The organism is Serratia grimesii NBRC 13537, assembly GCF_001590905.1.
Taxonomy (GTDB): domain Bacteria; phylum Pseudomonadota; class Gammaproteobacteria; order Enterobacterales; family Enterobacteriaceae; genus Serratia; species Serratia grimesii.
Genome location: NZ_BCTT01000010.1, coordinates 153359 through 180300 on the forward strand (window position 1 = coordinate 153359; position 26942 = coordinate 180300).

Consider the following 26942-nt stretch of genomic DNA (forward strand, 5'->3'; position numbering starts at 1 on the left):
GTGCCTGGTGGTTTAATGGCAAGGGGTGCTGCATGCTGAGGGGCCAATAGGCCCCTTTTTTACGCCAATTGCTTATCCAAATTAATCAATGCTTGCGCCAATACCCTGGCGCCGTCCGCCAACTGTTGCTCGGTAATCGATTCTTCAGGACAATGACTACGCCCGTTCACGCAGGGAATAAACACCATTCCCACCGGCCCGGTCGGTGCCATGTAAACGGCGTCATGCCCGGCTCCGCTAGGCAGACGGCGACTGGCCAACCCGAGTGATTGTGCCGCATTATCAATCGCCTGCATTACCGTTTCCGCGCAGGCGGTAGGACGTGCTCGGCTAACGTGCTGTAATTCCGCCTGCAAACCCAATGTCTGTAACCGCGCAAGACAATTCTCCCGTAGCACTTCAGGAAAGCTATCCAATACTTGCTGACTGTCGCTCCGGACTTCAAGCATCAACTCCACCCGCCCCGGTACTGCGTTGGGTACATTAGGCGTCATGGCGATACGGCCCACGGTCGCCACCACATAATGTGGGTTTCCGCTCTGTCGCGATGCCGCGGCATCGGCCTGTTCGATAACATGCGCAGCACCGACCAACGCATCGCGCCGAATATCCATAGGCGTAGTACCAGAGTGATCCGGCTGCCCAATCACCGTCACCAATACCCGTCGAATGCCGACAATATGCGTCACAACACCTATTGGCAGTTGTTGACGCTCCAGTACGGGACCCTGTTCTATATGCAATTCAATATAAGCGGCGGTGCCTCCAGGCAAGCGCAACGGTTGGGTCAGTTTTTCAGGCTGGGCACCAATGCGCGTCATGGCCTCCGCCAGAGTTTCACCCTGTGCATTCTTCGCCGCCAGCATGTCGCTGTCCAACTCACCGCTGAGCGCCCGGCTACCAACGCAAGAAATGCCATAATCACTCGGCTCCTCGGACAGAAAGTCGATCACCTCAAACGGATGCTGCAAAGCAATTGCCTGTTGGTGCAGACAATGGGCTATTTCAATCCCCGCCAATACACCGATGATGCCGTCATAGCGCCCGCCGCCAACCACGGTATCGCAATGCGATCCCGTGACGATTGGCGCCAAATCATTGCGTAACCCAGCACGACGTCCAATCAGATTGCCCCCCTCATCCAGCGTCACTGTCAGTCCGGCCAGCTGCATTTGCTCAGCAAGCCAGATGCGCGCCTCACTGAACAGAGGTGTAAAGGCACGCCGTGTCCAAGGTACGTCCGGCAGCGTCATTTGTGCCAGATGATTGACCCGTGCCCATAAGCGTTCACTATTGATTAACTCTGTCATTGGTTTTCTCCTCTGGCAATGTGCGGACGCAGGAACTGGCCCGTCCCCGGCGTGTTAACAATATGCCCATCGGCGAAAACCGCCTGCCCGCGGCAATAGGTTGTTTCTACCCGCACGCTAAATTCCATGCCCTCGAAAGCGCTCCATTTGACTGCAGACAGGCTGTGAGCCGGGTCAAATCGATAATGTTCCGGCCGCAGGATGACAAAGTCAGCGTCCATGCCGGAGCTAAACGCCCCTTTGCGATCGTCTAGAAGGAAATGGCGAGCAGGATTGCGACACAACAGCTGTGCCACGGTCGTCGGTGCGATGCCGTGTTGCTCACAACCCGTCCACAGTGCGGGCAGTAAGGTCTCCAACCCGGGTCCTCCGGACGCGTTTTTGAACACGTTGGTATCCCCTTTCCGCTCCAGCCCCCAACTAACGTGGTCGGACGAAACGAAAGTACAATCGCCCTGCGCAATATGACTCCACAGTAGCTCCGTTTCTGCTTTTGGGCGGATCGGTGGGTAATGCTTGGTTTTGGCACCAAACTGGCGCGTATGCTGTTCGTGATTAAGCATCAGGTACTGGACGCACGTTTCAATACTGACGGGATATCCGGCCTGCCGATACATCCGGTACAGCTCGAAACCGCGTGACGTGGAAACATGCACCGCATGGGCGCGAGCACCACTTTCTGCCCCCATCTCATAAATCAGTGCCGTTGCCAGATTTTCAATCAAGGGCGTATGGGCACGCATAAAAGCATCCCAGCCGGTATCACCATTGTCGATCATCCGTTGAATATTCTTACGCGTTAGCTCCTGCATTTGGTTATGTACCGCGCAGGCCAGCCCGGTGGGCGCAATCAACTGAAAAGCGTGCATCAGGTCATCTTCATCTACTCGAGGGAAGCGCCCCGGCGTGGCCTCAAAAGTAGAGAATTTAAAGGCACATACGCCACCTTCGATCAGACCCGCGGCAGCGTCAAAACCATAGGTCGCATTAAGAGTGCCAAACAAGGCTACGTCGACATGGCAGTCACGCTCGACCTCGGCAATCTTAGCATCCAACAGTGCGCGGCAAGCCACCGGCTCGGGATCGTCATAGGGCATATCAACCATCACCGTGATACCGCCAGCCGCCGCCGCACGCGATGCCCATCCCAGCCCTTCCTGATTAGCCTGACTGCCAGAATGCACCTGACCGTCAATCACGCCGGGCAAGATCCACTTACCGCTGGCATCAATGACCTTGTGTGCCTCAGGAGCCGGTCCACTGCCGCTACCTATGATTTTACCGCCGGCGATCGCCAGCCAACCGTCAGGTGTCACCCGTTCGGCATCCACCAAATTGCCCTTTACCACCAGCTCTGGTCGTTGATTCAAATTCATAACGCTCCCCCCTTATTACATTACACCTCATACGATAAGTGCATAAAAATGCACATATCTCAGGTTATCAATCGACCAGTTGTGCCGATACCAAGGCCAGTGTAGGGTGAGGCTATCTATTCTGTCTTATGCTTGTTTATCACTCATGCATAACAAAATGTTAACCACTCTGGAGGACGTGTGCGTTTAAACCTCAAGCAAATCGAAGTGTTCCGCGCCATCATGTTGACCGGCTCGATCAGCGGTGCCGCAAAACTGCTACACGTTTCTCAACCAGCAGTTTCACGGCTCATCGCCTATACCGAACAACGGTTAGGCCTGACGTTGTTTGAGCGCATCAAGGGGCGTCTGTACCCAACACCAGAAGCACGTCACCTGTTTGTCGAAGTCAACTCGGTGTATCAAGGGGTACAGCGGGTCAACGAAGTGGCTGAAGATTTGATACAAAACCGCATGGGGCACCTGCGCATAGCCTGTAGCCCAAGTTTGGGGCAAGGTCTTATCCCCAGTGCCATCGCCAAGTTTCATGCACAACTGCCTGAAGCTCGGGTAATTCTGCACACCATGATCCCGGATGTGCTCTTGCAAGCGGTACTAACACAACAGGTTGAGTTGGGTGTCGCCTTTCTGCATGAAGGTCATCCCAACGTTCATTCGCGCCAATTGTACGAGAACCGGTTAGTGGTGGCGTTACCCGCCTCTCATCCATTGACAGCTAAAAATGTGATTAGCATCGAAGATTTAATCGATCAACCCTTTATTGGCTACGGTGCCGACATCCCTATCGGCCAGCTGGTACGCAAACTGTTGAACGATGCAGACATTCTTCTGAGGCCCACCGTCGAGGTGCAACAGATCCACGTTGCCTGCGCACTGGTACAAGCCGGGGTGGGCATAGCCTTGATCGACGAAATCACCGCCAACGGACCGGTATGGACCAAGGTGGTTTTTCGGCCGATAGAACCCACCGCAAACACCCCCATCAGTATCGTGCATGGGATGTACGAACCGCTGTCCCGCTTGGCTCAAGCATTTATCCAAACGCTGGAATCGGTGCAGATCCACTGGTCGCGTTAAGCCATTTTCCCGCCCTCCCTCTTGCCGCCATCTTTCATGATTGCGGCATATTATTCCCCGCATGCCATTGGTTAACATTTTGTTATATGCAGGTGATAAAAAGTAATGCGACATTTTGGTTATCTGCCCCCTAGTATCGAATTCCGGTAGCGCAACTATTCACAGATTATTCATTCAAGCGCAATCTCACCGATACTTTCAGGAGCACAGACCATGGGGCGTGTTTTAACACTTGATGATGTAGAAGCCGCAGTAAAAGGCGGCTCGGTATTTGCCTGCGGCGGCGGTGGCTGGGTTGCACACGGCCTGGAGCTGGGGCGGTTGGCCGTGACGATTGGCCGACCAGAGTTGGTCACTCTTGATGAGTTGGCTGATGATGCTTGGATCGCCACCGCCGCGGCAATTGGCGCTCCCGGCGGCCTGACCGATTGGCAGATGCTGGGTGTCGACTACGTCAAGGCGGTTCAACTGGTACAACAGGAATTGGGCGCCCCTATTGCGGGATTGATGGTCGGTCAAAATGGCATGTCCAGTACCCTCAACGGCTGGTTGCCGGCGGCAATTCTGGGCTGCAAGGTCGTTGATGCCGTCGGCGATCTGCGCGCTCATCCAACCGGTGATATGGGTTCAATAGGCCTGGCCTCCAGTCCGCAACCAATGATTCAGGCCGCCGTCGGTGGTAACCGTACACAGAATGCTTATATCGAGTTAGTCGTGAAAGGTGCTACCGCCAAGGTATCGCCAGTGCTGCGTAAAGCGGCCGACATGTCGGGGGGATTTATCGCCAGTTGCCGCAACCCGATTCCGGCCGCCTATGTACGTCAACATGCAGCGCTGGGCGGTATCAGCCAGGCGATCTCATTAGGTGAAAGTATTCTGAAGGCACGGGGCAGTCATGTTGTTGATGCGATCTGCCGCCATACCGGTGGCCAAATTATCGGCAGCGGTGTCGTTACCGACAACAGTTTACGCTATACCGACGAGGCGTTTGACGTCGGCATTGTGACGATCGGTCAGGGCAATGGGCTACGCCGTATCCACGTCATGAATGAACATATGGCTGTAGAAGATGCGCACGGTGAGCGAATTGCCAGCTATCCGGACGTCATCACCACGCTGGATATCAACGGTAACCCGATCAGCGCTGGACAATTGAAACCCGGAATGGACGTCGTAATTTTCCATATGCATCACTCTCAGTTCCCGCTCTCGTCGTCGGTTACTGATCCTGCGGTCTATCCCCCGGTGGAAAAAACGCTGGGTATCGATCTACGCAGTTACCTGCCTACAGGAGATGCCGCATGAAAAGAACCTTTGGGGTGACCTCCGGCACCACGTTACGCTGCCGCGGATGGCGGCAAGAGGCCCTGCTGCGCCTGATGGAGAATGTGTTGGCAGTAGGTGAGAATCCGGATGAACTGGTGGTATATGCCGCTCTTGGCCGGGCTGCACGTGACTGGCCATCTCACGATGCCATTGTTCACGCACTGAAAACCATGCGCGAAGACCAGACGTTGTTGGTGCAGTCCGGCAAACCAATCGGCTTGTTGCAAACCCACGCTAATGCACCGTTGGTGATCATGGCCAATTGCAATATGGTCGGCCAATGGGCGAAAGCAGAAAACTTCTACCGTTGGGAAAAAGAGAATCTGATCTGCTGGGGAGGACTGACCGCCGGCGACTGGCAATATATTGGTTCGCAGGGTGTGATCCAGGGTACCTATGAAATCTTCTCGCGCATTGCCGAACGGCATTTTGACAACGATCTACGTGGGCGTTTTATTCTTACCGCCGGGTTGGGTGGCATGGGCGGCGCCCAACCACTGGCAGGCACCCTGGCCAATGCCGCGATTCTGACCATCGAAGTCAATCAAGCCAGCATCGACAAACGGCTAAAAAATGGTTTTCTTCAGCATCAAGCAGCAGATCTCAACCAGGCACTGACGATGATCGCTGCCGCTCAGCAGCGCAAAGAAGCGCTTTCTGTCGCCCTGCTAGGTAATGCCGCCGAGGTCTACCCGGCGATTCTGGCCCGTGGCGTAATCCCGGATATCGTCACCGACCAAACAGCAGCGCATGACCTGGTATACGGCTATGTCCCTGCCGGGTATAGCCTCGATCACGTCGTGGCACAGCGCGAAAAAGACATCAATGCCCTGATGGAAGCCAGTCGCCGTTCTATCGTTCAGCACGTACAGGCCATGCTCGGTTTTATGGATCGCGGAGCGGTAGTGTTCGACAACGGCAATCTTATACGCACTCACGCCCATCAGGGCGGTGTTGAGCGTGCATTCGAGATCCCTATTTTCACCGAAGCCTTCCTGCGTCCGCTGTTTTGCCGTGCCATCGGTCCATTCCGCTGGATAGCCCTGTCCAATAATAGCGATGACATTCGTGTGATTGACGACTATCTGCTGCAACGCTTCGCCGACAATCGCATCGTCAGTAATTGGATCGCCCTGGCACGTCAGCATGTTCCGTTCGAGGGCTTACCGGCACGCATCGCTTGGCTCGGCCACGGTGAACGCACCGAACTGGCGCTAGAGGTGAACCGTATGGTGGCGGACGGTCGTTTGTCCGGCCCAATCGCCTTCACACGCGATCATCTCGATGCCGGTGCAATGACACACCCCAATATCATGACTGAAAAGATGAAGGACGGCTCCGATGCGATCGCCGACTGGCCACTGCTGAATGCCTTGGTCAACTGCGCCTCCATGGCAGATCTGGTGGCTATCCACTCCGGTGGCGGCGGTTACAGCGGTTATATGACCAGTTCTGGTATCACCACCGTTGCTGACGGCAGCGACGCGGCGGCCCAACGCCTGCAGCTGTCGATGACCAACGACACCAGCACGGGCGTGATGCGCTACGCCGACGCCGGTTATCAAGAGTCACTGGACGAGATTGCTGAAAAATCCCTGCCGTATATCTCACTGCCTCGTGGAGAAGAACGATGAATAAAAGCACGGCTCCATCAATATCTCCGCTGTTGGCCACAGACGCCAGTGTTACGCCACGCAAAAAAAGCAGTGGCCGCAAAGCGATTGCCGCCGCCTCTGTCGGCAATGCGCTGGAGTGGTATGACTTCTCGGTATACGCTTTTTTTGCGGTATATATCGCGCAGAATTTCTTTCACCCGAACGATCCCGGTACTCAATTGTTCGAAGCCTTTCTGGCCTTCGGTCTCGGGTTTGTCATTCGCCCACTCGGTGCATTGGTGATCGGCGCTTATGGCGATAGGGTCGGCCGCAAGGCCGCTCTGACGCTGACTATCATGACCATGGCCGTCGGTACCGCAATCATTGCCTTTGCACCGCCCTACAGCGCCATTGGTATCGGCGCACCACTGCTGATCCTGTGTGGTCGAGTGCTACAGGGTTTTTCTGCGGGCGGTGAAGTTGGTGGTGCAGCGGCCTTTTTGATCGAACATGCCCCCGCGAATCAAAAGGGCCAATACGCTTCATGGCTACAGGCCAGCATGGGGATATCCAATATCCTCGGCGCACTGGTGGCAACGGCCGTCACGCTGACACTCAGCCACGAGCAAGTGGGCGACTGGGGCTGGCGCATCCCATTCATCATCGGTCTATCAATCGCACCGATCGGTTTATGGATGCGTAAAACGCTGGAAGAGACGCCCCTGTTCGCGGAGGAACAGGCGCGACGACTGCAAGAAAAACGTGCACCAGAGATGCCGTTGCGATTGTTATTCCGTACCCATCGCCATGCAGTCCTGCTGGGGACCGGGCTGTCAATCCTATGGGCCGTGAGTATCTATGCGCTGATTATTTATATGCCGATTTACGTCCAGCGCGTCCTGCACTTCGAAAGCCACCAGGCGTTTCTGGCAGCGCTGATCGGCAACTGCTTTATGGTGGTGTGCTGCGTAGCGGCCGGTGCCTGGTCAGACCGGATAGGGACGCTGAAGATCTTACAGGCCGGGGCCGCACTATTGCTGGTCGCCAGCTACCCATTATTGCTGCTGCTGGATGCCTATCACACCACAGCGATGCTGATATTGGTGCAAACACTGTTTTGCGTACTGGTGTCATTGTTCGTCGGCGTGGCACCTGCGGCGTTATCAGACCTCTTTCCTACCGAAGTTCGTGCCAGCGGCATGTCAGTCTCTTATAACCTGGCTGTCACCGTGTTCGGTGGTTTTGCCCCAGCAATCCTCACTTGGTTGACCCAGAATACCGGTACCCGTTTCGCACCGGCCTGGTACGTGATGATCGCCAGCATATTGGCACTGATCACCCTGTATTTGATCGCCCGTCGTCCACAACGACAATCCTGAGCCAGGTCGCGATTACAACATCATAAAAATCAATAATAAGGGTCTATTCATCATGCCAGGAAAATTTACCTTATCGCTGCTGGTCGTGCTCACGCTCGGCTACAGCCAATACGGGTTAACCACCGTAACCCTTGACGGTCACTCTCTCACTCCGCAGATTGTCGCCAGCGTCGCAGATGGTGAAGAGGTTACCCTCGCTCCAGCAGCAAGAGAGCGAGTGACATTGTCACATAAAGTATTAATAGAAGCTGCGCAGAGCGGGCTAAAAATTTATGGGTTAACAGTCGGTGTAGGGCTGAACAAAGACCGCCCTATGGTCGACGTGCACGGCAAGCTAACGCAAGAAGTGGTAGACGCATCAAAAAAATTTAACGTCGGCCTGTTGCATGCCCACTCTGGCGGTATAGGTAACCCCATGAGCATTCGTGTCGCTCGGGCGACCATGGTCACCCGCCTCAACGCCCTGTTGAGCGGTGGCGGTGGCGTTCAGCCAGCGATTGTCGACGCCTATGTCGCCTTCCTGAATAAAGGCATCACACCCGTCATCCCCGCAGAGGGTTCGGTGGGTGAAGGCGACATTACAGTCATTAGCCATGTCGGATTGGCGATGCTCGGCGAAGGTGACGTATATTATCAAGGCAAAAAGGTAGCAGCCAAAACCGCATTGCAAAGCAGCCAAACGCCCCCCATTGATCCCTATGCCAAAGACGCATTATCGATCCTCAGCTCCAATGCTTACTCTGCCGCCAGCGGCGCATTGGCATTAGATTCGTTGTCCCATCTGATGCAAGTCAATACCTTGACCTATGCACTCAGCTTGCAAGCGCTAAATGGCAACGTATCCCCTTTCCTCGCCAATACTCTGGCATTGCGTCCTTATCCCGAAGTGGCCGCCATGGGGAAAAACCTGCGTGAACTGCTGACAGGTTCTAGCCTATGGCAACACGACGACAGCCGTCCCTTGCAGGATCCGCTTAGCTTCCGCTCAGGTGTCTATTTGTTGGGGGAACTTCAACACAGCTACCAACAGGCTTACGATCAGTTGCTGGTGCAGTTGAACAGTTCTGACGACAACCCGGGTGTTGCGCTCAACGTGACCGCGCCGTCACAGCGACCACAAGAAGCCGTCGGTTACGTCAGTGAAGGAGACCTGAAGGGGGCCGTGCTCCCCAGTGCTAACTTTGAGCCTCTGCCGTGGGTGTTGGCCTTCGAACAATTAGGGTTAGCATTGGCACACAACTCGCTGGCCAGCGCACAACAGGTGGTCAAACTGAATAACCCTGCATTTACTGGCCTGACACGTTTTCTCGGCACCGACCACACGGTGCATGCCTTTGGCGCAATGGAAAAACCGGTCATGATGCTGGCAATGCGCAACAAAGAGCTGGCAATGCCAGTGTCACTCGATTACTTCCCGGTAGCCGGTGATATCGAAGACATCGCCACCAATGCCCCATCGGTGGTTGAGCGCGTTCAGCAGCAAGTGGATAACAGCTATCAATTGCTGGGAATCCTGCTTGTTCACGACGCTCAGGCCGTGGATTTACGCCAGCAACGTCACAACGGTTTTATGCTCTCTGCACCTACCGAGGCACTCTACGCTGCAGTACGTAAGCAGGTCCCCTTTATTGAGACAGATCGCCCGCTGGCACCCGATTTTGCGGCCGCCGAGCAAGTACTACGTCAATACGGTAAATAAGGCAGTACGCCCCCCCTCACTCAGGACACTGGCAACGGTGCCCTGAGCAATCTAGGCAATAACATCGCCACCGCAGCCGCAATGCGATCATCAATTTCACTGCCCGGTGGCAACAGACCAAGTGCCATTTGCCGCAACGGCTCCGCCATGACCATCGCCAGTAGCAGATCACTGGTTTGTATGCATTCCAGCTCACGTAGCCAGCCACGCCGCTGTTGGCGTTGCAACCAATCAGCCACAATAGCCCGACCGCGCTCAATGCCGTTGCGCTGGTAGATAACCAACAACGCTTCCCGGCCCGGGAACTCGCCCTGCAACAGACGAAACATGCCCACTGCCTGTGCGCTCAGGACCTGTCGTGCAATCGCTCGTAGGCCCTGCTCCAGCAGCTGCGGCAGTTCTGCCGCCTGTAGTGCATCTTGTTCGAACACCGGCAGAAAAGCGTCCGGCCAGCTTGCTATCGCCTGCATCACCAGTGCCTCTCGGTTTTCAGCAAAGCGATACAGGGTTTTTTTGGCCATGCCCGCCTGTTTTGCCACCGCGTCCACGGTGGTGGCTGCATAGCCCTGTGTCAGTAATAATGTCAGGGTAGCGTCCACCACAGCGGCATGCAGCTCGCTTTCCGGGGTCGCTGGCCTTCCGCGTGAGCGCGATTGTGTCTCCATTTCATTTGCCATGATTATTCCTCTACAACGTTGACAGAGCTAGCATACCGGCATAGTCTTATTTTGGAAACAAATATGGTTTCCAAAATAAAAAGGATGACCGTTATGACACATCAATCGCTGGTGCTCCCTTGGGGCGTTAATGATATCAATGCGTTGCTTAAACCGGAACCACTGCGCCTGGAGATGGGCCTGACACGTAGCACGGATGGTTTGTTGACCGTAGCTATTCGTACCGACCTGCACGGTTGCAAGGGCCGGATGCTGGAGTGGTGGTTTACCTTTTTTGAAACCACACAACACATACGTTGGTGGCATCCGCACGATCACGTCGAGCATCGTGGCTGGGACTCGCACTGGAAAAAAGGTGAAAGCTATGTCGGTGCCAGCATCGATGCGGTAGAGTGGCTGGCGGAAATGCCACCAACACCGGCCCGACTGAAGTTTCATGCTGCTGAAGACTTCTTTGCTGTACACCCCTTGCAGCAGGCACGCGAAACCCAGGCGTTATCTGCTGCGATTTGCGCCCGTATCGGTTTTGGTGAACAGGTAGCACTGGACGATAACGGTGACCCTCTCGATGGAGAAATGCTGCACCTGGTACGGGATACCTCTTATGGTTGCGTGCTGCGCAGCCGCTTCCTGCTGGGGAAATCCTGTACCAATGCTCATGACGAATTACCGGATGAGATCGGTTTTAACCTGATGCGCCATTGCTACAATGAATTCAGCTATCTGGCTCAATTCCTACCCTCTTTGTATTACGCTGAAAACGGCCGAGAGGCAGCCCCCTTACCGTGGTGAATCCCCCCTCACACTTCCTGCTGAAAATAATTGATTGTTTTGTCATAAGAATTTAGAACTGGGTGACAATAATTCAAACACACGGGAATGGGGATGGGCACACAAACAACGGTGATTGACGCGCGCCAGTCGCGTCAGGCGTTGCTGGCCGGATCGGTCGGCAACTTTATCGAATGGTATGAATTCGGCGTTTACGGCTTTCTCGCTACCGTGATCGCCGCCAATTTTTTCACCCTACAGGGTGAAAGTGAAATCACCAGCCTGATCCTCACCTATGCCGCCTTTGCGCTGGCCTTTTTCTGTCGCCCGATTGGTGCGGTGATCTTCGGCCGCATTGGCGATCGTATTGGCCGCAGACCAACGTTAATTGCAGTATTACTGCTGATGACGGTGGCCACTGCGTTGATTGGCGTGATGCCAACTTACGCCTCCATCGGTGTCGCCGCCCCACTGCTGCTGACTCTGTTACGTATGTTTCAGGGGCTGTTTGCCGGCGGTGAGTTTGGCGGCGCAGTGTCGCTCATGACCGAGTTTGCGCCGAAAGGTAAACGTGGCCTGTTCGGTGCCTGGCAATCATTGACCGTAGCGTTCGGGCTGTTGGCCGGTGCCGGTTTAGTGGCACTGTTGGCCGCATTATTAACGACGGAACAATTGCATGACTGGGGTTGGCGTATTCCCTTCCTGCTGGCACTGCCGATGGGCGCGGTGGCATTGTGGCTGCGGTTGAAACTGCAGGAAACACCCACATTTACCCTGGCACAGCAAACCCGTAGCTCAACGACGCAGCCACCGGCGGTAAAACTGAGCGGCGTAGCAAAAACCATTGCTCTGGGTATTGGCCGTATGATGGGATGGTCGGCCGCCGGTTACACCTTCCTGGTCGTCATGCCGTCTTACCTGCAAACCTCGCTGCACGCCACCTTCCAGCAGGCACTGGTCGCCACCGTGCTGGCCAACATCGGTTTCGCTCTGACCATTCTGCCCGCCGGTATCCTCAGCGATAAGCTGGGACGCAAAACAGTGATGCTGACGGCAGTGGTGACGGTTATTCTGTTTACCTTCCCGCTGCTGCACCTGTTGCAGGACCCACACAGTTCACTGCTGACCAAAGGCATCGCGGTAATGATCGCCGGTGCAGTCGTCGGCCTACTGGCTGGCCCCGGTCCCGCTATGCTGGCAGAAATGTTCCCAACGCAGGTGCGTTATACCGGTCTGGGGCTGGCCTATTCGCTATCCAATGCCGTGTTTTCCGGCTCCGCGGGGTTAATCATCACCGGCCTTATTAAACAGACCGGCAATCTTGACATCCCCGCTTACTATGTGGTCGCTACCTCGGTTGTCAGCCTGTTCGCGCTGATGACCCTCCGGCGCGACGATCATCTGCGTTCACTTAACGAACGTTAATCCCCTTGGGGCGCCCTGCGCGCCCTATTTTCCCGCCAAGTGATTTCGATCACACACGCAAAATGTTAACGTTAACTTTTGTGATTAACATCGCAACCTCTCACTTTGATGGCTTTATCTGATGCAAAGTTAACGTTAACAATAGACCCAATTTAATCCATCAGGGCATTTCACATGAACCGCGAAACAAAAAAATATTACGCACTTCTCAGCGGCCTGTTGTTTTTCTTCTTCTTTACCTGGTCATCCAGCTTTTCACTGATTTCCATCTGGCTGAACCAGAAAATTGGTCTTAAAGGGACAGAAACTGGCCTCATCTTCTCCGCAATGTCGATCATGGCTCTCTGCGCACAGCCCTTATACGGTTTTATTCAAGATAAATTAGGGCTGCGTAAGCACCTGCTGCTGTTTGTCGGCGTGCTTCTGTTGCTCACCGGTCCTTTTTTTATCTATGTCTACGCACCGTTGCTGCAAACGAATTTGGTGGCTGGCGCATTGGTGGGCGGAGTCTTTGTCAGTTTGGCGTTCAACGCCGGTATTGGCGCTTTGGAATCCTATACCGAGCGCGTCAGCCGCATCGTCGGTTTCGAATTTGGCCGGGCGCGGATGTGGGGTTCACTGGGCTGGGCCAGCGCCACCTTCTTTGCCGGTTTCAACTACAATATCAATCCCAACATCAATTTCTGGATCGCCTCAGCCTCAGCGGCAGTGTTTCTGCTGTTACTGTGGCAAGTGCGTGAACTGAAACCCAATGCCATGGCTGGTCTCGAGTATGGCAAACCAGAAAACCTGAAGCTACAGGACGCACTGGCACTGCTGCGTTTACCGGGATTTTGGGCACTCGTGGTATTCGTACTCGGCACCAGCATCTACGGTGTATTTGACCAGCAATTCCCGGTCTATTTCGCCTCGCAGTTCGCTACCCACGAGGAAGGAAATCGCATGTACGGCTTCCTCAACTCACTGCAAGTGTTTCTGGAGGCCGGTGGCATGTTCCTGGCACCGCTGTTGGTTAACCGTATCGGCATCAAACAGAGCCTGTTGCTGGCCAGCAGCGTAATGGCACTGCGCATGTTCGGCTCCGGCATTGCCAGCGGCGCACTGATGATTTCCGCCATGAAGTTGCTGCACGCCGTAGAGTTGCCAATCTTGCTGGTAGCCATGTTCAAATACATCACCACACGTTTCGACAGCCGCCTGTCCTCCACCCTGTATCTGGTCGGTTTTCAGTTTATCAGCCAGATCGTTGCCGGCATTTTGGCACCGCTGGCCGGTTACGGTTACGACCGCATCGGCTTTGCTGACACTTATTTGCTGATGGGCTGCGCGGTGGCCAGTACCACTCTGATTTCCTGCTTTTTGCTGCGCGGCGAGACCGTGACCAGCACGCATTCATTTCAATCCACGATAAAAACAAGTGAGCCAACTCAATGAAAAATGCCTTAGCTCAAGCCGATCATGCGGTCGAAGCCCTACGCGCACAACGTCAGGATCCGTACTACCCACGCTTTCATCTGGCTCCGGCCGCAGGCTGGATCAATGACCCCAATGGCCTGATCTGTATTAACGGTGTCTATCACGCGTTCTATCAACACCACCCGTATGATGAGAATTGGGGACCGATGCACTGGGGTCACGCCACCAGCCGGGATCTCGTGCACTGGCAGCACCAGCCGATCGCTCTGGCCCCCGGTGACGACTATGACAAAGACGGCTGTTTCTCCGGCTGCGCGGTAGATGACAACGGCACACTGACACTGATCTATACCGGCCACGTCTGGCTGGGCAAAGCAGGTGATGACGATCAGGTGCGCGAGGTGCAGTGTCTGGCCACCAGCGAAGATGGGATCCATTTTGTTAAACACGGACCGGTACTCACCCCTCCAGAAGGTATTCAGCACTTTCGCGATCCGAAAGTCTGGCGCGCTGCTGACCAATGGTGGATGGTGGTTGGTGCTAAGGAAAACGGGTTGGGACAAGCTCGTCTTTACCGTTCAAATGATCTGCGCGACTGGCAGTTCGACCGCGTATTGAGTGCTGCACAGACGTTGCATCAGGGCTACATGTGGGAATGTCCCGACTTCTTCTCGCTAGGGGAAAAACAGGTGTTGTTGTTCTCCCCGCAGGGATTGGCAGCACAGGGTTACCGCAATCGCAACCGATTCCAAAGTGGCTATCTGCTTGGTCACTGGCAGCCCGGTGATGACTTCAGTGTTACCCAACCGTTTTGCGAGCTGGATGGTGGGCACGACTTCTATGCGCCGCAAACCTTTACCACCGCCGATGGCCGACGCATGCTGTTCGCCTGGATGGACATGTGGGAATCACCCATGCCGAGCAAAGCTCATGGCTGGGCCGGTGCCCTTACTCTGCCCCGTGAGTTAACGCTGGCGGCCGATGGAAACGTACTTATGAACCCAGCTCGGGAGTTAACTGCATTGCGTGGACAGCCACAATCTCTGGCTACGGTGTCGCTGTGCAACCAACGCCAAGTGTTGGCTGGAGAGGTGCAGGAATTAATCCTGACGCTGAATCTGGCTGACAGTGATGCCGAACGTTACGGTATCGCTATCGGTAAGGCTGCGCGGCTGTACGTCGATAACCAGGTGCATCGATTGGTGTTGGAGCGGTTTAGTGAAGAGCCAGGGCTGTGCGGTTGTCGCAGCGTTCCCCTACCGGAGGGGGCCGAACTATCGTTACGAGTCTTTATTGATCGTTCATCGTTGGAGGTTTTCGTCAATCAGGGCGTTGCCTGTCTGACCAGCCGTATTTATCCAACCAATAACTCACGCGATGTCAGTTTATTTGCTGAAAGCGGACAGGCGCAGTTTGCCGCATTACAGGCATGGGCGTTGGAAAGCATCTGGGACTGATCGCCTTGTTTAAAGGTAGGGCGCCGCATCACATCATCAAGGGATAAACGGGGCAAACATGTTCGCCCGTACCGGTTTCCAGTCATTCATTACCAGTGCGCGTATACCGCGCACTGGGTGATTAAAGTGATTCACGCAGCAGCAGCGGGCAAGCTACTTTTCGCGTATCCCGGTGATCGAGCTGATTAATCAGATGCAGCGCCGCCTGGCGGCCCAGTTCGTAGTGCGGTAGTTGTACCGTGGTCAACGGCGGCAGGAACAGTTGACCAATGCCGACCATATTGTCATAGCCCAGCACTCCGACCTGCTGGGGAATTTCCCAGCCCTGTGCCAACAGCACCTGGTAGACCAAAAATGCCACCCGGTCGTTACCGCATACCACCACATCACAGTCGCGCTGCCCTGGCGAAAAGTGCCGTTGCAGCAGTTCCACGCTGTCGCGGTAATGCTCGTCGCCGTCGGTCAGATCAAGATGATATTGCCGCAACTGCTCAACGTCGCCACCGGCCTCACGCCAGGCCCGCTCCAGCCCACGACGGCGCAACCCAGCCGCCAGAGTATTTTCCGGCAGGTGAATGCACAGCGGCGCACGATACCCTTTGGCGATCAATGTACGCATTGCGTCGTACTGGCCTTGTTCATCATCAGGAATGTAACTGGCAACCCGATGTTCCGGGCTGACGCAATTGGCCAGCACCAGTTTTTTATCCAGTAGCTTGGCCGGTAGGGTCACCTGACGCAGCCCCATGGTAGTGAAAATCACCCCATCCGGCCGATGTGCCAGCAGCAGATCAATGGTGTGCTCAGCGTTGTCGTCGGCGAACAGGTTAACTACAAAGCTGTTCCAGCCGTGTTCACGTGCCGTTTTTTCAATCGACAGGATCATTTCTACAGAAAACGGTGTGGTTGCAGTATCCAGCGCCAGCACACCAAGTGTTTGCACGCGGCTGCTGTCGCCGCGAATGCGCCGTGCCGCGAGATCGGGCACATAATCCAGTTGGTCGATCGCCAATTTGACGCGTTGGTAGGTATCCGGCCGCAGTTTATCGGGCTCGTTGATGGCGCGGGATACCGTCATTAACGATACCCCGGCAAGTTTTGCAACGTCTTTCAGCGAGGCCATGCGCCCTTCTCTGTGTGGGATAGAAAACCAAATAATCCCATAACTTAGCGCTGGACTCTAGCCCGCTTTAGCCGGGTGTGATGTCGGCCCACAGAATAACGCTATCCTCCGTCAGCGGCGTCAGCGAGCCGGAGTGCTCACCTGCCACCCACCAGCCCCCGTCACGCACCGCAAAAGTGACACCGTCACTCAGCAGCCAACTTCCCTGTAACACGTACAACACGCCCGCATGTTGCACCGGCAGCGTGGTCGCCGCCGTTACGCGTTGCACTCTGGCCGCCCAGCGCCCGCGCCGGGTCATGATATTAAAATCTTGGCTGCTACCGCCTAACAAGGTCGCATTCAGCGCCACATCGCCGGAGAAAGCGAACGGCTCACCCACCTGCGAAAGGTGATGATCAATCTGCCCTTCGCTAAATAGATGGACACCGTCCCCCTCCAGCAGCGTGATAGAGCGATCTATACCGCTGAACGCCGAAAACGGGCCGTCCTGCGCGATGGTGGCGATACTGGCGCGCCAGTCAAAGTCCTGAGCCCCCGGCGGCCAACAGGCAATCTCGCGGGTTTCCCCCCCACCATTGCGCCACGGCGTCACTGGCAGCGAAGCAAAATTAAAACGCGTCAGGCTCATTATGCCTCCTGCTGGAAGGTTTTCAGCACCTGCAGAAACTCTGCGCTGCTCTGCTGTTGCAGGGCATGGCGTCCCTGATCAATCACCTGACGGCCACCGACAAACACGTCGCGAATTTGCTCTTTGCCACCGGCGAACAGCCAGCGATTAAGAATTGAGGCATCAGGCGCAGCAGCCAGATAAGGATCATCACCGTCCAGAACCAACCAATCAGCACGGTAACCACTTTGTAAACGCCCAATCGGTGCACCACAAGCCTGTGATCCCCCCTGCAAGGCCTGCTGGTACAGCACATCGGCCACCGCCGGTTGCTCTGGTGTGGTCAACCGGTTACGACGCTGATCGCGCAACCGCTGGCCGTACTCAAACCAACGCAGTTCCTCGACCACATTGAGTGATACATGGCTGTCAGAACCGATCCCCCAACGTCCCTGATGTTGTAGATAGGTGTCGCCAGGGAAAATACCGTCGCCCAGATTCGCTTCCGTGGTCAGGCACAGACCCGCTACCGCCTTGCTGTGCGCCAACTGCTCCAGTTCGTCACGGTCGAGATGAGTAGCGTGTACCAGGCACCAACGGCTATCCACCGGCAGGTGTTCATACAGCCAGGCCACCGGACGACGGCCACTCCAGGCCAGACAGTCATTGACCTCTTTTTGCTGTTCAGCGATATGAATATGCACCGGCAGTGTGCTGTCTGACGCGGCCAGGATCTGCTGCATCTGGCTCAGTTCTACCGCACGCAGTGAGTGGAAACACAGACCTTGATTCTGCAATGGTTGATCCGCCAACTGACGCGCGATCACCTGCTGCTGTTCCAGATAACTTTCCGCATTCTGAATAAAACGCTTTTGCCCTGGTTGCGCGGGCTGACCGCCAAACCCGGCATAACTGTACAACACCGGCAAAAGTGTCATACCGATCCCCGCCTGTGCCGCTGCCTGGCTGAGACGCCCCGTCATTTCACCGCGATCGGCATAAGGATTACTATCAGCACCATGATGCAGATAGTGGAACTCCGCAACCTGGGTATACCCCCCTTTCAGCATTTCGATATACAGTTGACGGGCGATCACTTCCACCTGCTCCGGCGTCAACCGCTGCACCAGGCGATACATCAGGTCACGCCAGGTCCAGAAACTGTCCTGTGGGTTACCCGCAATTTCTGCCAGCCCGGCCATCGCACGCTGAAAAGCATGAGAATGAAGATTCGGCATGCCCGGTACCACATCGCCGTGCAAATGGGTGCAGCCTTGGGGATCTGAATCGGCAGTCACCTGGGTCAGGTAACCTTGCACATCAACATCCAACCGGACGTTATGCGCCCACCCTTCAGGGAGCAGAGCGCGTGAGGCAAAATAAGCAGGCATGGCAGTATTCCACTGTTAGTGTAACGGCTGATAACGCGCGATAATCGCGCATCCGAAAAATGCACTGGCCCATCGCATTGCTGTGGCGAACCGGCCCTTAGTTGTATATACATATACATACGCCAACACCAACAGTAAACTGGTGTTATTATCTTTTTATTTGACGAGGTTAACGTCTTGGTTGATCAACAGACCGTGCTGCAACTGGCTGCTGCAATGAGCGATACCCCTGCCCCGATCTATCAACGGGTCAAGCAGGCGATCGTAAACCAAATCCGTGCAGGCCACTGGTTGCCGCACCAACGCGTCCCCTCGGAAAGTGAACTGGTGGCCGAACTTGGCGTCAGCCGCATGACCATCAACCGTGCACTGCGCGAACTGACCACCGAGGGCTTTTTGATCCGCATGCAGGGTGTTGGCACTTTTGTCGCCGAAGCCAAAGCGCACACCGCTCTGCTGGAAGTGCATAACATCGCCGACGAAATTGCCGCCCGTGGCCATAGACACAGCAGCAAGATTCTACAGTTCAAAGCACGCCCAGCCAGCGAAGAAGAAGCGCTCGCGTTGGGTATCCAGCCAGGCCAACAGCTTTTCTACTCACAGATCGTGCATTACGAAAACGATATTCCAGTTCAGGTAGAAGACCGTTGCGTGAACCCCGTCATCGCACCTGACTACATGAAACAGGATTTCGATCGCGTCACGCCCTATATCTACCTGACACAGGCCGCACCGCTGACCGCCGGCGAGCATATCGTGGAGGCAGTGGTGCCAACCCACCGTGAGCGTGAATTGCTGCAACTGGAAGACCATGAACCAGGCCTGCTTATCCATCGCCGCACTTGGTCCGGAAAAACCGTGGTGACCTCAGCGCGATTGCTGTATCCCGGTAGCCGTTATCAATTGTTCGGCCGTTTCACCACTGACGTATAATCCCCTGCGGGTGCTGCTTTTGCACCCGCCCTTCCACAACGATCACATCTCGATAACAAATTTTTATCCCGCCTCTTGTGACAATCCAATGAATGCGCTAGGTTGTTTTTAATTGTATATACAACCATGTGGGAGCCAAGGCTCCAGCGGAGAAAAGCAATGACCTCTGAGATTCACTGCGACAGCCTGTGGCACGGGGCCGATATCGTCACCATGCGCGACGGCAAATACCACACGCTCAGCAACGGCGCGATCGCCGTACGTGACGGAAAAATTGTCTGGCTGGGTGAACACGCGGCAATGCCAGCTACGCTGATCGCGGATGAAACAGTGAAATTCGACGGCGGCATCATCACCCCAGGTTTTGTCGACTGCCATACGCATCTGGTGTTCGGTGGCAATCGCAGCGGTGAATTCGAACAACGTCTGAACGGTGTGAGCTATGCCGAGATTGCCGCCCAAGGCGGCGGCATCATTTCCACGGTTAAAGCCACCCGCGACGCCGATGAAGAGCGGTTATTGGAACAGGCTCTGTTCCGATTGCGCCCTCTGCTGGCAGAAGGCGTGACCTGCGTCGAGATCAAGTCGGGCTACGGCCTGACACCGGAAAGCGAACTAAAAATGCTGCGTGTCGCACGCCGACTGGGCGAACACTTGCCGGTCGAGGTGAAAACCACCTGCCTGGCAGCGCACGCTCTACCGCCGGAGTATGCCAACCGCGCCGACGACTATATCGATCTGGTGTGCAACACCATTATTCCTCAGGCTGCGGCCGCCGGGTTGGCAGACGCTGTCGACGCGTTCTGTGAGCACCTGGCGTTCTCACCGGCGCAGGTGGCTAAAGTATTCGCTGCCGCTGAAGCCGCAGGCCTGCCAGTGAAGCTGCACGCCGAACAACTTTCCGCTCTGGGCGGCAGCACATTGGCAGCACAGCACCATGCGCTTTCCGCCGATCACCTGGAATACGCCACCGAGCAAGATGCCCGAGCAATGGGTGACGCCGGTACCGTGGCGGTGCTGCTACCAGGGGCGTACTACCTGTTACGCGAAACCCAATGTCCGCCGGTTGATTTGTTCCGTAAGCACGGTGTAGCGATGGCCATTGCCAGTGACGCCAACCCAGGTACCTCACCGGCACTGTCATTGCGTTTGATGATCAATATGGCCTGCACCCTGTTCCGCCTGACACCGGAAGAAGCCCTTGCCGGTGTCACGGTTCACGCGGCTAAAGCGCTGGGCCTTCAAGCCAGTCATGGCACGTTGGAAGCAGGCAAGGTAGCAGATTTTGTACACTGGCCGCTGTCGCGACCGGCTGAACTGGCTTACTGGTTGGGTGGACAACTGCCCTGTACGGTGATTTTCCGAGGAGAAGTACGTCAATGACCATTCGCGATCCTTTTGATTTCCATGCCGGCAGCCTGCCGTTGCTGATCAGCATTCCCCATGCAGGTACTCGATTAACACCGGCGGTCGAAGCCGGTTTGACCGACGATGCGCGACCACTGCCTGACACCGACTGGCATATCCCGCAGTTGTACGACTTTGCCCGTGTGATGGGGGCCAGCGTATTGGTCGGCAATTATTCGCGCTTTGTCATTGACTTGAACCGTCCGGCAGATGATAAGCCGCTGTACACCACCGCCACTACCGGTCTGTATCCTGATGTGCTGTTTGACGGCCGTCCGAGTTTTTTGCCCGGCAAGGCACCCTCTGACGAGGAGCGTGCCCGTTATCTGCAAGCTATCTGGCAACCCTATCACCAGCAATTGCAGGATGAACTGGCACGATTAAAAGCGAAACACGGTTACGCACTGCTCTTCGACGCACACTCTATTGCCTCGGTGATCCCACGCCTGTTCGACGGTAAGCTGCCAGACCTCAATTTAGGCACCAACAGCGGTGAAAGCTGTGCCCCTGCGCTGAGCGATCGTCTGGTCGCCTGTTGTGAACAACAGCAACAGTTCACACACGTGCTTAACGGCCGTTTCAAAGGCGGTTACATCACCCGCGCTTATGGCAAGCCGCAAGAGCAACAGCATGCCATTCAACTTGAGCTGGCACAGGTGAATTACATGTCCGAGCAGTATCCCTTTGCTTTTGATCCACAACGCGCTGCCTCCTTGCAACGCCTGCTCAAACAAATGATCGACAGTCTGCTTTCCTGGGGCGGCTTGCCGCACTAAGTCTTCTCAGTTTGATGCGAGGCACCGCTCTTGCCTCGCATTTCCCCGCTTTAACGCCTTATCTTGTGGCACACATTTTGCCTCCGTCCCTTCTGCCGCTTCGATTTGCGTACTGCATCGCAGTTTTGACTGAAAATCACCGTATCTGGTCGGAACAGCGCACAAAACAGCGGCCCGCAGATTGCGTGGTACGCGACAATCTGGCGAAAAGCCCGTTGGGGCACAAATTGATAACGCATCCTGGAGGCTAGATATGTCTGAAATCCCGCTAAACTGGCGCGCCGCACAGGCGGTTGCCAACCGACTGTTGGCTGATTGGCAGCCCGACGGCCAACCCGGTGGAGCGATTACCCTGTTCGACGCTATGCAGATTCGGGCAACCACCAGCGCCGGTCTTGCCGATCTGGCGCAAAACACCCCTTTTACCGCCGACAGCGTGGTCCGCTACGCTTCTGTCACCAAGCATATTTTCGCCACGCTGGCACTGAACGCCACTGACAACGCCATCAGCCTGAATGACCGTCTTGGCAACTTGCTGCCTGAACTGCAAGCCCCGCTGGCAGATGTCACGGTCGGTCAGGCACTTGATATGACCAGCGGACTCCCCGACGTGCGTGAAACCTTGGGGTTGCTAGGCATCTCGGTGCACACTCGCAGCGAGGCGCAACCGGTGATGCAGTTTCTGCAAGGTCTAAATGGGTTGAACTACCCCGCTGGCAGTGAAATCACCTATACCAATACCGGTTACCGGCTGGTCGAAGCCGCATTACAAGCCAAGGGCTATGATTTTGACCAACTGGTGCAACAGCACATCGCCCAGCCATTGCAGGTGCAGCTACGAGCGCCAGAAAGTTGGTTTGACGTCGTGCCCGGCCTAACACCCGGTTACTGGCGTTCAGAACAGGGTTGGCAACTCGCCAGTGCAGGTCTGCACCTTTCTGCATCCGGTAGCCTGACGGGCAGCGCCAATGCCCTCACCCGCTGGTTACAAACGCTGCTCGCCGATCAAGGCCCTGGCCGCGGGGTATTGGCACAACTGAGCGCGCCGCGCCATCTCAATCAAGGTCAACTCAGCGCTTATGGTCTGGGACTGGCACAAACCCCGCTCGGCCAACATCGCCTGCTGGGGCACGGCGGTTCACATGCCGGCTACAAAACCTATTTCTTGTTGGCGCCTGACCATCAGGCTGGCGTCGTATTGGTCGCCAACCGCGAGGACTGTGACAGCTTCGCCATGGCACTGCAGGTCATGGCCGCCTTGCTGGACGAAGCGCTGCCACAACGCAGTACGGCGATTCCTGATGGCATTTATGCCACGGTGGCTGAACCCTACTGGCTGGAAGTTAAGAACGGCAACGTCGCCTATTTGGGGAGCGATGAACCCCTGTATCAGGCTGATGATGGTTACGCCGTGTCGCTTTCAGCCCATATGCCGATACGGCTCAAATGGACCGGTGAAGCCGTTGAAGGTGAAGTGGGCCATGTGACACGCAGTTTTCTGCCCGTGACACCCAACCGAGACTGTCTCAAACACGTGCAAGGTTTGTGGTATCACCCGCAGTACCGCACCGCTTTCGAAATTTGCGGTGATCAGGTGCATATTGGGGTTGGCCCCGCGGCACAGACCGGGACGATCAGTTCACTCGGCCAGGGCCGCATGCTGGTTGAAAGCAATGACGGCCCATGGTTAAAACGCTTTTGCCTGTACTTCCGTGGTTACAGCGTGGATTTGATTGCCAATCGCAGCCGAGTGCTAACCTTTCAGCGCAGCGGTGTGGGTTGCGATTAACCCCATCGTCACCCCGCCTTGCTAACCCTGACGGCTAGCAAGGCGGTAAATAAACGCTGCTTATCAGCATCGCTCAGGTTGGGCTGATCAATCGCGTGGATAAATGCGCTGCGCGTGCTCTCCGTCAACGGACCGTTTTTCAAATCCGTCGCCAGTCGTTGTAAAATGCGGCTACTGAGTTCAGCAATCTGCGGTCGTACACTTTCTAGCGGGCGTGGCTGCCACTCACTTTCCGGCTGCGCCAGCCAGTCTGCGCGATAACGGTACTGAATTGCCTTGGCAGCGTCCATTTGCGCCTTGATAAAAGGTCGCACAGAAAGCGGGTCCAATCCTAAACGCCCCGCTTCAGCCTCCGTACTTGCCAGCACTTTGGCCTCTTGCGCCAAATCCTCGATTGGCAGATTGTGTTGTGCCTTATAGCCTGCAACATCTTTCATATACGCCAACCGCTGGTTAACAAGCTCACCGAGTGCCATGCCACCCTCAGCCAGCGCGGAAAAACTGACCAGACAACAGGCAATCAATAACATCCTGAACATGACAATGTCCTTATTTACTTAAAAACAATCAGGATAAGAGTTCACCACGATCCCTTGGTTCAGGCAAATAAAAAGCCTCGCCGAAGCGAGGCTCTAAACAGTGCAACCACGTGTTAATTAAACACGCCATTGATCACTGATGCCACCAGCGCAGTGCTCAGCGCAACCAGCACCAGGTCGTCGCCGGCAATACGCCATTCATAGCCCGGATAGTAAGGCAGATCATGCAGCATGGACGAAGGCACCATTTTCTTGGCGATGCCTGGAGGTAATGGCTTACCACGCGCCAAATTTTTGGCAATGCCCGGCGGTAAAGAACGGTATCCGGTCAGCCCATAATTTAACGCCAAAGAACGTGCACGCTCATGGGAAATACTGACGGATACCATGCCTTGGTCGCCGTCGTTTCCTTTGGTTTTATTACCGTGGTTACCGTTATTACCATGATTACCGTTGTTGCCATGATTGCCGCTGTTGCCATGACCATTACCGCCGCCGTTACCGTTGCCCCCTTTATCGGCCAGAACCGGTGCGGATGACAGGCCCAACGAAACAATCAGCGCTAATGCGGTGAGAGTAGTACGACGCTTGCTCATTTTGTGACTTCCTGCATAGGTTATTACCTTCACTATAGGCGTAATTCTCCACATAAAGCATGCGGAAAACTCTGAGATATTTATCTCATCGCAAGATGATGGTACAGGCTAGCGGGGAATACGACCTCGTAACGCAGAATAATTCGTTAATACCGAATATTTAAGCTGAGATTTTTCTTGCAGCGAAATAAGCCTTGTCGTAGTTTGGAAGGGTCACAAAAAGAGTGAATCTGCTCTTTTTCGTCGCACCTCAAATTATTTTTCATCACCCAAAGTGATAATTCAGAATACTTCCCGCCACTCCGTGCGGGATTCTTTTTGCTAAAATACTGACATCAAATGCACCAAGCCAGTGCTTTTTGTTGAGATTTAGTTGCCAATACTTTAAATTCGGCGTCTGAGAAACCTTAACCTCCCGCGGTAGCCAGGTGGCAACTGACGGGCGTTCAGGAGCAAAAGACATGCAAATGACCCTCATGGAATACATCACACAGCACTTTAATGGCGATCTTCACCGCTACGCGCAATCCGAAGGCGTGAGCCGTGAACAAATCATCAGTTGGATCGATAATGAATGCCATGTAATCAAAGGACGATTATTTATGCCGGTAAGACATTTACCTGGTGAACACGCGCAGTGATGACGAAAAAAAACCCCGCCAAAGCGGGGTTTTCTGTTTCTGATACCACGGAAAATCAGAAGTTATAACCAGCTACCAGGTAGTAACCCCAACCGGTGGATTTAATTGGGCCCTGCGGAGTACCGATATCAGCCCCATCCTGCCACTGGCCACCGTTATGGAAATAACGAGCCACGAAGGAGTAGTGCCAGTGATCGTAGTTCAGCGCCAAAATATGGCTTGAAGCGATTGAGTTGCTGGTGCGAACCTGTTTGCCAGTGCCATCGGTCCAGTTGCTGTCTTTGCCCAGATCGGAACCAAAGTCAAAGTTGGTGAAACCGATATAGCTCAGATTGCCGCCCCACAGTTGAGTCAACGGCACAAAGTATTTCACCTTGAAGCGATAACCATCCCAGCTGTTTTCGTTGGCAGCCTGGTAGTTTTCCCACTGATATTTAGCATAGATGTTCATCGACAGGCTCATTGGCAGGCCGGTGTCGATGTCGGTACCCAGACCCATGTACCAGGTATTCTGGCGGCCGTCGGTATTGTGGCCTAGGTCATAGATGTAGTTGTTAGCAAAGTACCATTCTTTGAACGGGCCGAAGCTTAGATCGGTACCGGTCAGTTTGTCGATGGAGAAGCGCGGTTCAATCTCCATGAACATCGGTGAACCTTTGTCCCAGATGCCACGGTCTGGCGTGTTGCCAACGCCGAAGAACTTAGGCACGTCAACGTAGCCATAGAAGTCGAACCAATCTTTTTTCGCGAAGGCTTCGTACTCCAGGTAGACATCGTTGTTCAACTGAGGTCCGAAACGGGTGTGATAGCTGCCTACCACGTTAACGCTCTGGTGCCACCAATCCGAAACGTACTGGCTGTCTTTGCTATCAGCCATTGAAGATGCACTGTAAGACGCTGCGAGCAGTACACCTGCTGCGAGAGCTATTTTTTTCATTTTTATTACCACATGCTTAAAGGGCCATTTCCTGCCCGTTAGAAAAGATGACAATGAGTCTGACGACACCTGGCGTTGCCTCCGCTTACAAACTCTCGGGCGACGCGCGCATTATAGAAATCACTGGGTGTAAGAATCTGTGATCCAGTTATGCATTTTGCGAATAGGTAATCGATTGCGTTCACATTTGTCAAATTATGTTTCATGAAAATTCACGTTCGCTGTGATTTTTGTCATGCCCGGTAATTTTTTAAGCAGTTTCTGTGCCAATTATGTTCAAAACGAAAGAGTAACCAGGTCTGTCGCTCAAATGAAAATGCCAGCGTTTTTAGCGCTGGCATTTTGGGGAATTCTAGGGTGATAAGCGGGGAATAAAACACCCGTTGGCTAAAATTCAGCGAACGGCGGGCAATGCTTTCGCGATATTCTCCTGACGGAAGACCACCTCCTGCCCGGGAGCGATCTCCCACTCTTTGGGCGGAATATCCACTTTGGGTGCGGCAGCGATCACCGACCCCACAATCAACTTGCCCTCGCGACGCAGAATGCTGACGTCCAGTTGGTATTCGTGGCGCAAATTGGCCGTGGTCAGGCGCACGGTATCACCGCGCATGTAACTTTCGTCATCAATAACTGGCTGCTGAATGAATTGGATATCGTCTCTCATTTTCATGTTCCTTCATGCAGAATCG

At 54.8% G+C, this 26942-nt stretch carries 25 protein-coding genes; 14 read left to right on the forward strand and 11 right to left on the reverse strand.

Annotated elements, in window-relative coordinates:
- Window positions 1–59 precede the first annotated feature (59 nt).
- Both ertE and ertD read right to left on the reverse strand, forming a co-directional pair.
- On the reverse strand, window positions 60–1310 hold the full coding sequence (gene ertE / locus SGR01S_RS12525) for an N-carbamyl-l-glutamate amidohydrolase ErtE (RefSeq protein ID WP_037422459.1): 1251 nt from the start codon (window positions 1308–1310) through the stop codon (window positions 60–62).
- Window positions 1307–2686: a hydantoin-5-propionate amidohydrolase gene (gene ertD / locus SGR01S_RS12530; RefSeq protein ID WP_061807587.1), complete on the reverse strand. Its 1380-nt coding sequence runs from the start codon at window positions 2684–2686 to the stop codon at window positions 1307–1309. The genes ertE and ertD overlap by 4 nt, the downstream gene beginning before the upstream one ends.
- A 180-nt stretch (window positions 2687–2866) precedes the next feature.
- Here ertD and SGR01S_RS12535 point away from each other — a divergent pair, with 180 nt between their 5' ends.
- The 5 genes from SGR01S_RS12535 to SGR01S_RS12555 all read left to right on the forward strand — a co-directional run bounded on the left by SGR01S_RS12535 (window position 2867) and on the right by SGR01S_RS12555 (window position 9762).
- Entirely contained in the window at window positions 2867–3763 is an 897-nt protein-coding gene (locus SGR01S_RS12535) for a LysR family transcriptional regulator (RefSeq protein ID WP_037422454.1), read from the forward strand.
- A gap of 213 nt (window positions 3764–3976) precedes the next feature.
- Window positions 3977–5068 carry a thiohydantoin desulfurase gene (gene ertC / locus SGR01S_RS12540; protein WP_061807588.1) on the forward strand — a complete coding sequence of 364 codons (1092 nt, stop codon included), beginning with the start codon at window positions 3977–3979 and terminating at the stop codon, window positions 5066–5068.
- Window positions 5065–6723 carry a thiourocanate hydratase gene (ertB, locus tag SGR01S_RS12545; RefSeq protein WP_061807589.1) on the forward strand — a complete coding sequence of 553 codons (1659 nt, stop codon included), beginning with the start codon at window positions 5065–5067 and terminating at the stop codon, window positions 6721–6723. The genes ertC and ertB overlap by 4 nt, the downstream gene beginning before the upstream one ends.
- A complete protein-coding gene (locus tag SGR01S_RS12550; RefSeq protein WP_061807590.1) occupies window positions 6720–8063 on the forward strand; it encodes an MFS transporter in 1344 nt (447 codons plus the stop codon). Before ertB ends, SGR01S_RS12550 begins: the two co-directional genes overlap by 4 nt.
- A gap of 52 nt (window positions 8064–8115) precedes the next feature.
- On the forward strand, window positions 8116–9762 hold the full coding sequence (locus SGR01S_RS12555) for an HAL/PAL/TAL family ammonia-lyase (RefSeq protein ID WP_073963436.1): 1647 nt from the start codon (window positions 8116–8118) through the stop codon (window positions 9760–9762).
- A 20-nt stretch (window positions 9763–9782) separates the two neighbouring features.
- Here SGR01S_RS12555 and SGR01S_RS12560 read toward each other — a convergent pair whose 3' ends face one another.
- On the reverse strand, window positions 9783–10439 hold the full coding sequence (locus SGR01S_RS12560) for a TetR/AcrR family transcriptional regulator (RefSeq protein ID WP_061807591.1): 657 nt from the start codon (window positions 10437–10439) through the stop codon (window positions 9783–9785).
- 93 nt (window positions 10440–10532) lie between these two features.
- Here SGR01S_RS12560 and SGR01S_RS12565 point away from each other — a divergent pair, with 93 nt between their 5' ends.
- The 4 genes from SGR01S_RS12565 (at window position 10533) to SGR01S_RS12580 (ending at window position 15508) form a co-directional block, all read left to right on the forward strand.
- Window positions 10533–11231, forward strand: coding sequence for a DAPG hydrolase family protein (locus SGR01S_RS12565; protein WP_061807592.1), 699 nt, complete (start codon window positions 10533–10535; stop codon window positions 11229–11231).
- 93 nt (window positions 11232–11324) lie between these two features.
- Entirely contained in the window at window positions 11325–12635 is a 1311-nt protein-coding gene (locus SGR01S_RS12570) for an MFS transporter (protein WP_061807593.1), read from the forward strand.
- A 174-nt stretch (window positions 12636–12809) separates the two neighbouring features.
- The gene (locus SGR01S_RS12575) at window positions 12810–14069 is read left to right on the forward strand and encodes an MFS transporter (RefSeq protein ID WP_061807594.1); all 1260 of its coding nucleotides are present in this window, start codon (window positions 12810–12812) and stop codon (window positions 14067–14069) included.
- Window positions 14066–15508: a glycoside hydrolase family 32 protein gene (locus tag SGR01S_RS12580; protein WP_061807595.1), complete on the forward strand. Its 1443-nt coding sequence runs from the start codon at window positions 14066–14068 to the stop codon at window positions 15506–15508. Before SGR01S_RS12575 ends, SGR01S_RS12580 begins: the two co-directional genes overlap by 4 nt.
- A gap of 121 nt (window positions 15509–15629) precedes the next feature.
- Here SGR01S_RS12580 and SGR01S_RS12585 read toward each other — a convergent pair whose 3' ends face one another.
- The 3 genes from SGR01S_RS12585 to SGR01S_RS12595 all read right to left on the reverse strand — a co-directional run bounded on the left by SGR01S_RS12585 (window position 15630) and on the right by SGR01S_RS12595 (window position 18632).
- Window positions 15630–16631 carry a LacI family DNA-binding transcriptional regulator gene (locus SGR01S_RS12585; protein WP_061807596.1) on the reverse strand — a complete coding sequence of 334 codons (1002 nt, stop codon included), beginning with the start codon at window positions 16629–16631 and terminating at the stop codon, window positions 15630–15632.
- Between the two features lie 67 nt (window positions 16632–16698).
- Window positions 16699–17262, reverse strand: a complete 564-nt coding sequence (locus SGR01S_RS12590; RefSeq protein WP_061807597.1) for a HutD/Ves family protein — start codon at window positions 17260–17262, stop codon at window positions 16699–16701.
- Window positions 17262–18632 (reverse strand): formimidoylglutamate deiminase, encoded by a 1371-nt coding sequence (locus tag SGR01S_RS12595; protein ID WP_061807598.1) that lies wholly within the window; start codon window positions 18630–18632, stop codon window positions 17262–17264. The genes SGR01S_RS12590 and SGR01S_RS12595 overlap by 1 nt, the downstream gene beginning before the upstream one ends.
- Before the next feature lie 177 nt (window positions 18633–18809).
- Between SGR01S_RS12595 and hutC the strand changes: the two genes are divergently transcribed.
- The 4 genes from hutC to SGR01S_RS12615 all read left to right on the forward strand — a co-directional run bounded on the left by hutC (window position 18810) and on the right by SGR01S_RS12615 (window position 23537).
- Window positions 18810–19565: a histidine utilization transcriptional repressor HutC gene (gene hutC / locus SGR01S_RS12600; RefSeq protein ID WP_061807599.1), complete on the forward strand. Its 756-nt coding sequence runs from the start codon at window positions 18810–18812 to the stop codon at window positions 19563–19565.
- 159 nt (window positions 19566–19724) lie between these two features.
- Window positions 19725–20948: an imidazolonepropionase gene (hutI, locus tag SGR01S_RS12605; protein ID WP_037422413.1), complete on the forward strand. Its 1224-nt coding sequence runs from the start codon at window positions 19725–19727 to the stop codon at window positions 20946–20948.
- Window positions 20945–21748, forward strand: a complete 804-nt coding sequence (gene hutG, locus SGR01S_RS12610; protein WP_061807600.1) for an N-formylglutamate deformylase — start codon at window positions 20945–20947, stop codon at window positions 21746–21748. Before hutI ends, hutG begins: the two co-directional genes overlap by 4 nt.
- Window positions 21749–22001: 253 nt before the next feature.
- Window positions 22002–23537, forward strand: a complete 1536-nt coding sequence (locus SGR01S_RS12615) for a serine hydrolase domain-containing protein (protein ID WP_061807601.1) — start codon at window positions 22002–22004, stop codon at window positions 23535–23537.
- An 8-nt stretch (window positions 23538–23545) separates the two neighbouring features.
- Here SGR01S_RS12615 and SGR01S_RS12620 read toward each other — a convergent pair whose 3' ends face one another.
- The 3 genes from SGR01S_RS12620 to SGR01S_RS24210 all read right to left on the reverse strand — a co-directional run bounded on the left by SGR01S_RS12620 (window position 23546) and on the right by SGR01S_RS24210 (window position 25135).
- Window positions 23546–24076, reverse strand: coding sequence for a chorismate mutase (locus SGR01S_RS12620; RefSeq protein ID WP_061807602.1), 531 nt, complete (start codon window positions 24074–24076; stop codon window positions 23546–23548).
- A gap of 113 nt (window positions 24077–24189) precedes the next feature.
- On the reverse strand, window positions 24190–24672 hold the full coding sequence (locus SGR01S_RS12625; RefSeq protein WP_061807603.1) for an anti-virulence regulator CigR family protein: 483 nt from the start codon (window positions 24670–24672) through the stop codon (window positions 24190–24192).
- Window positions 24673–24937: 265 nt separating this feature from the next.
- Complete coding sequence (locus SGR01S_RS24210) at window positions 24938–25135, reverse strand: hypothetical protein (RefSeq protein WP_037422398.1); 198 nt, start codon at window positions 25133–25135, stop codon at window positions 24938–24940.
- Here SGR01S_RS24210 and SGR01S_RS12630 point away from each other — a divergent pair.
- Window positions 25134–25313 (forward strand): hypothetical protein, encoded by a 180-nt coding sequence (locus SGR01S_RS12630; RefSeq protein WP_037422395.1) that lies wholly within the window; start codon window positions 25134–25136, stop codon window positions 25311–25313. The two genes, SGR01S_RS24210 and SGR01S_RS12630, sit on opposite strands and share 2 nt — an antisense overlap.
- Before the next feature lie 55 nt (window positions 25314–25368).
- Here the strand turns inward: SGR01S_RS12630 and SGR01S_RS12635 are convergent, their stop codons facing one another.
- Both SGR01S_RS12635 and SGR01S_RS12640 read right to left on the reverse strand, forming a co-directional pair.
- A complete protein-coding gene (locus SGR01S_RS12635; RefSeq protein WP_037422392.1) occupies window positions 25369–26250 on the reverse strand; it encodes a nucleoside-specific channel-forming protein Tsx in 882 nt (293 codons plus the stop codon).
- 394 nt (window positions 26251–26644) lie between these two features.
- The gene (locus tag SGR01S_RS12640; RefSeq protein ID WP_037422383.1) at window positions 26645–26917 is read right to left on the reverse strand and encodes a hypothetical protein; all 273 of its coding nucleotides are present in this window, start codon (window positions 26915–26917) and stop codon (window positions 26645–26647) included.
- Between the last annotated feature and the right edge of the window lie 25 nt (window positions 26918–26942).

Bases quoted from the DNA above. Each gene is read 5' to 3' on its own strand.
- ertE (WP_037422459.1), bottom strand. From the start codon at position 1,310: ATGACAGAGTTAATCAATAGTGAACGCTTATGGGCACGGGTCAATCAT.
- ertD (WP_061807587.1), bottom strand. From the start codon at position 2,686: ATGAATTTGAATCAACGACCAGAGCTGGTGGTAAAGGGCAATTTGGTG.
- ertC (WP_061807588.1), top strand. From the start codon at position 3,977: ATGGGGCGTGTTTTAACACTTGATGATGTAGAAGCCGCAGTAAAAGGC.
- ertB (WP_061807589.1), top strand. From the start codon at position 5,065: ATGAAAAGAACCTTTGGGGTGACCTCCGGCACCACGTTACGCTGCCGC.
- SGR01S_RS12550 (WP_061807590.1), top strand. From the start codon at position 6,720: ATGAATAAAAGCACGGCTCCATCAATATCTCCGCTGTTGGCCACAGAC.
- SGR01S_RS12555 (WP_073963436.1), top strand. From the start codon at position 8,116: ATGCCAGGAAAATTTACCTTATCGCTGCTGGTCGTGCTCACGCTCGGC.
- SGR01S_RS12560 (WP_061807591.1), bottom strand. From the start codon at position 10,439: ATGGCAAATGAAATGGAGACACAATCGCGCTCACGCGGAAGGCCAGCG.
- SGR01S_RS12565 (WP_061807592.1), top strand. From the start codon at position 10,533: ATGACACATCAATCGCTGGTGCTCCCTTGGGGCGTTAATGATATCAAT.
- SGR01S_RS12570 (WP_061807593.1), top strand. From the start codon at position 11,325: ATGGGCACACAAACAACGGTGATTGACGCGCGCCAGTCGCGTCAGGCG.
- SGR01S_RS12575 (WP_061807594.1), top strand. From the start codon at position 12,810: ATGAACCGCGAAACAAAAAAATATTACGCACTTCTCAGCGGCCTGTTG.
- SGR01S_RS12580 (WP_061807595.1), top strand. From the start codon at position 14,066: ATGAAAAATGCCTTAGCTCAAGCCGATCATGCGGTCGAAGCCCTACGC.
- SGR01S_RS12585 (WP_061807596.1), bottom strand. From the start codon at position 16,631: ATGGCCTCGCTGAAAGACGTTGCAAAACTTGCCGGGGTATCGTTAATG.
- SGR01S_RS12590 (WP_061807597.1), bottom strand. From the start codon at position 17,262: ATGAGCCTGACGCGTTTTAATTTTGCTTCGCTGCCAGTGACGCCGTGG.
- SGR01S_RS12595 (WP_061807598.1), bottom strand. From the start codon at position 18,632: ATGCCTGCTTATTTTGCCTCACGCGCTCTGCTCCCTGAAGGGTGGGCG.
- hutI (WP_037422413.1), top strand. From the start codon at position 19,725: ATGACCTCTGAGATTCACTGCGACAGCCTGTGGCACGGGGCCGATATC.
- hutG (WP_061807600.1), top strand. From the start codon at position 20,945: ATGACCATTCGCGATCCTTTTGATTTCCATGCCGGCAGCCTGCCGTTG.
- SGR01S_RS12615 (WP_061807601.1), top strand. From the start codon at position 22,002: ATGTCTGAAATCCCGCTAAACTGGCGCGCCGCACAGGCGGTTGCCAAC.
- SGR01S_RS12620 (WP_061807602.1), bottom strand. From the start codon at position 24,076: ATGTTCAGGATGTTATTGATTGCCTGTTGTCTGGTCAGTTTTTCCGCG.
- SGR01S_RS12625 (WP_061807603.1), bottom strand. From the start codon at position 24,672: ATGAGCAAGCGTCGTACTACTCTCACCGCATTAGCGCTGATTGTTTCG.
- SGR01S_RS12630 (WP_037422395.1), top strand. From the start codon at position 25,134: ATGCAAATGACCCTCATGGAATACATCACACAGCACTTTAATGGCGAT.
- SGR01S_RS24210 (WP_037422398.1), bottom strand. From the start codon at position 25,135: ATGTCTTTTGCTCCTGAACGCCCGTCAGTTGCCACCTGGCTACCGCGG.
- SGR01S_RS12635 (WP_037422392.1), bottom strand. From the start codon at position 26,250: ATGAAAAAAATAGCTCTCGCAGCAGGTGTACTGCTCGCAGCGTCTTAC.
- SGR01S_RS12640 (WP_037422383.1), bottom strand. From the start codon at position 26,917: ATGAGAGACGATATCCAATTCATTCAGCAGCCAGTTATTGATGACGAA.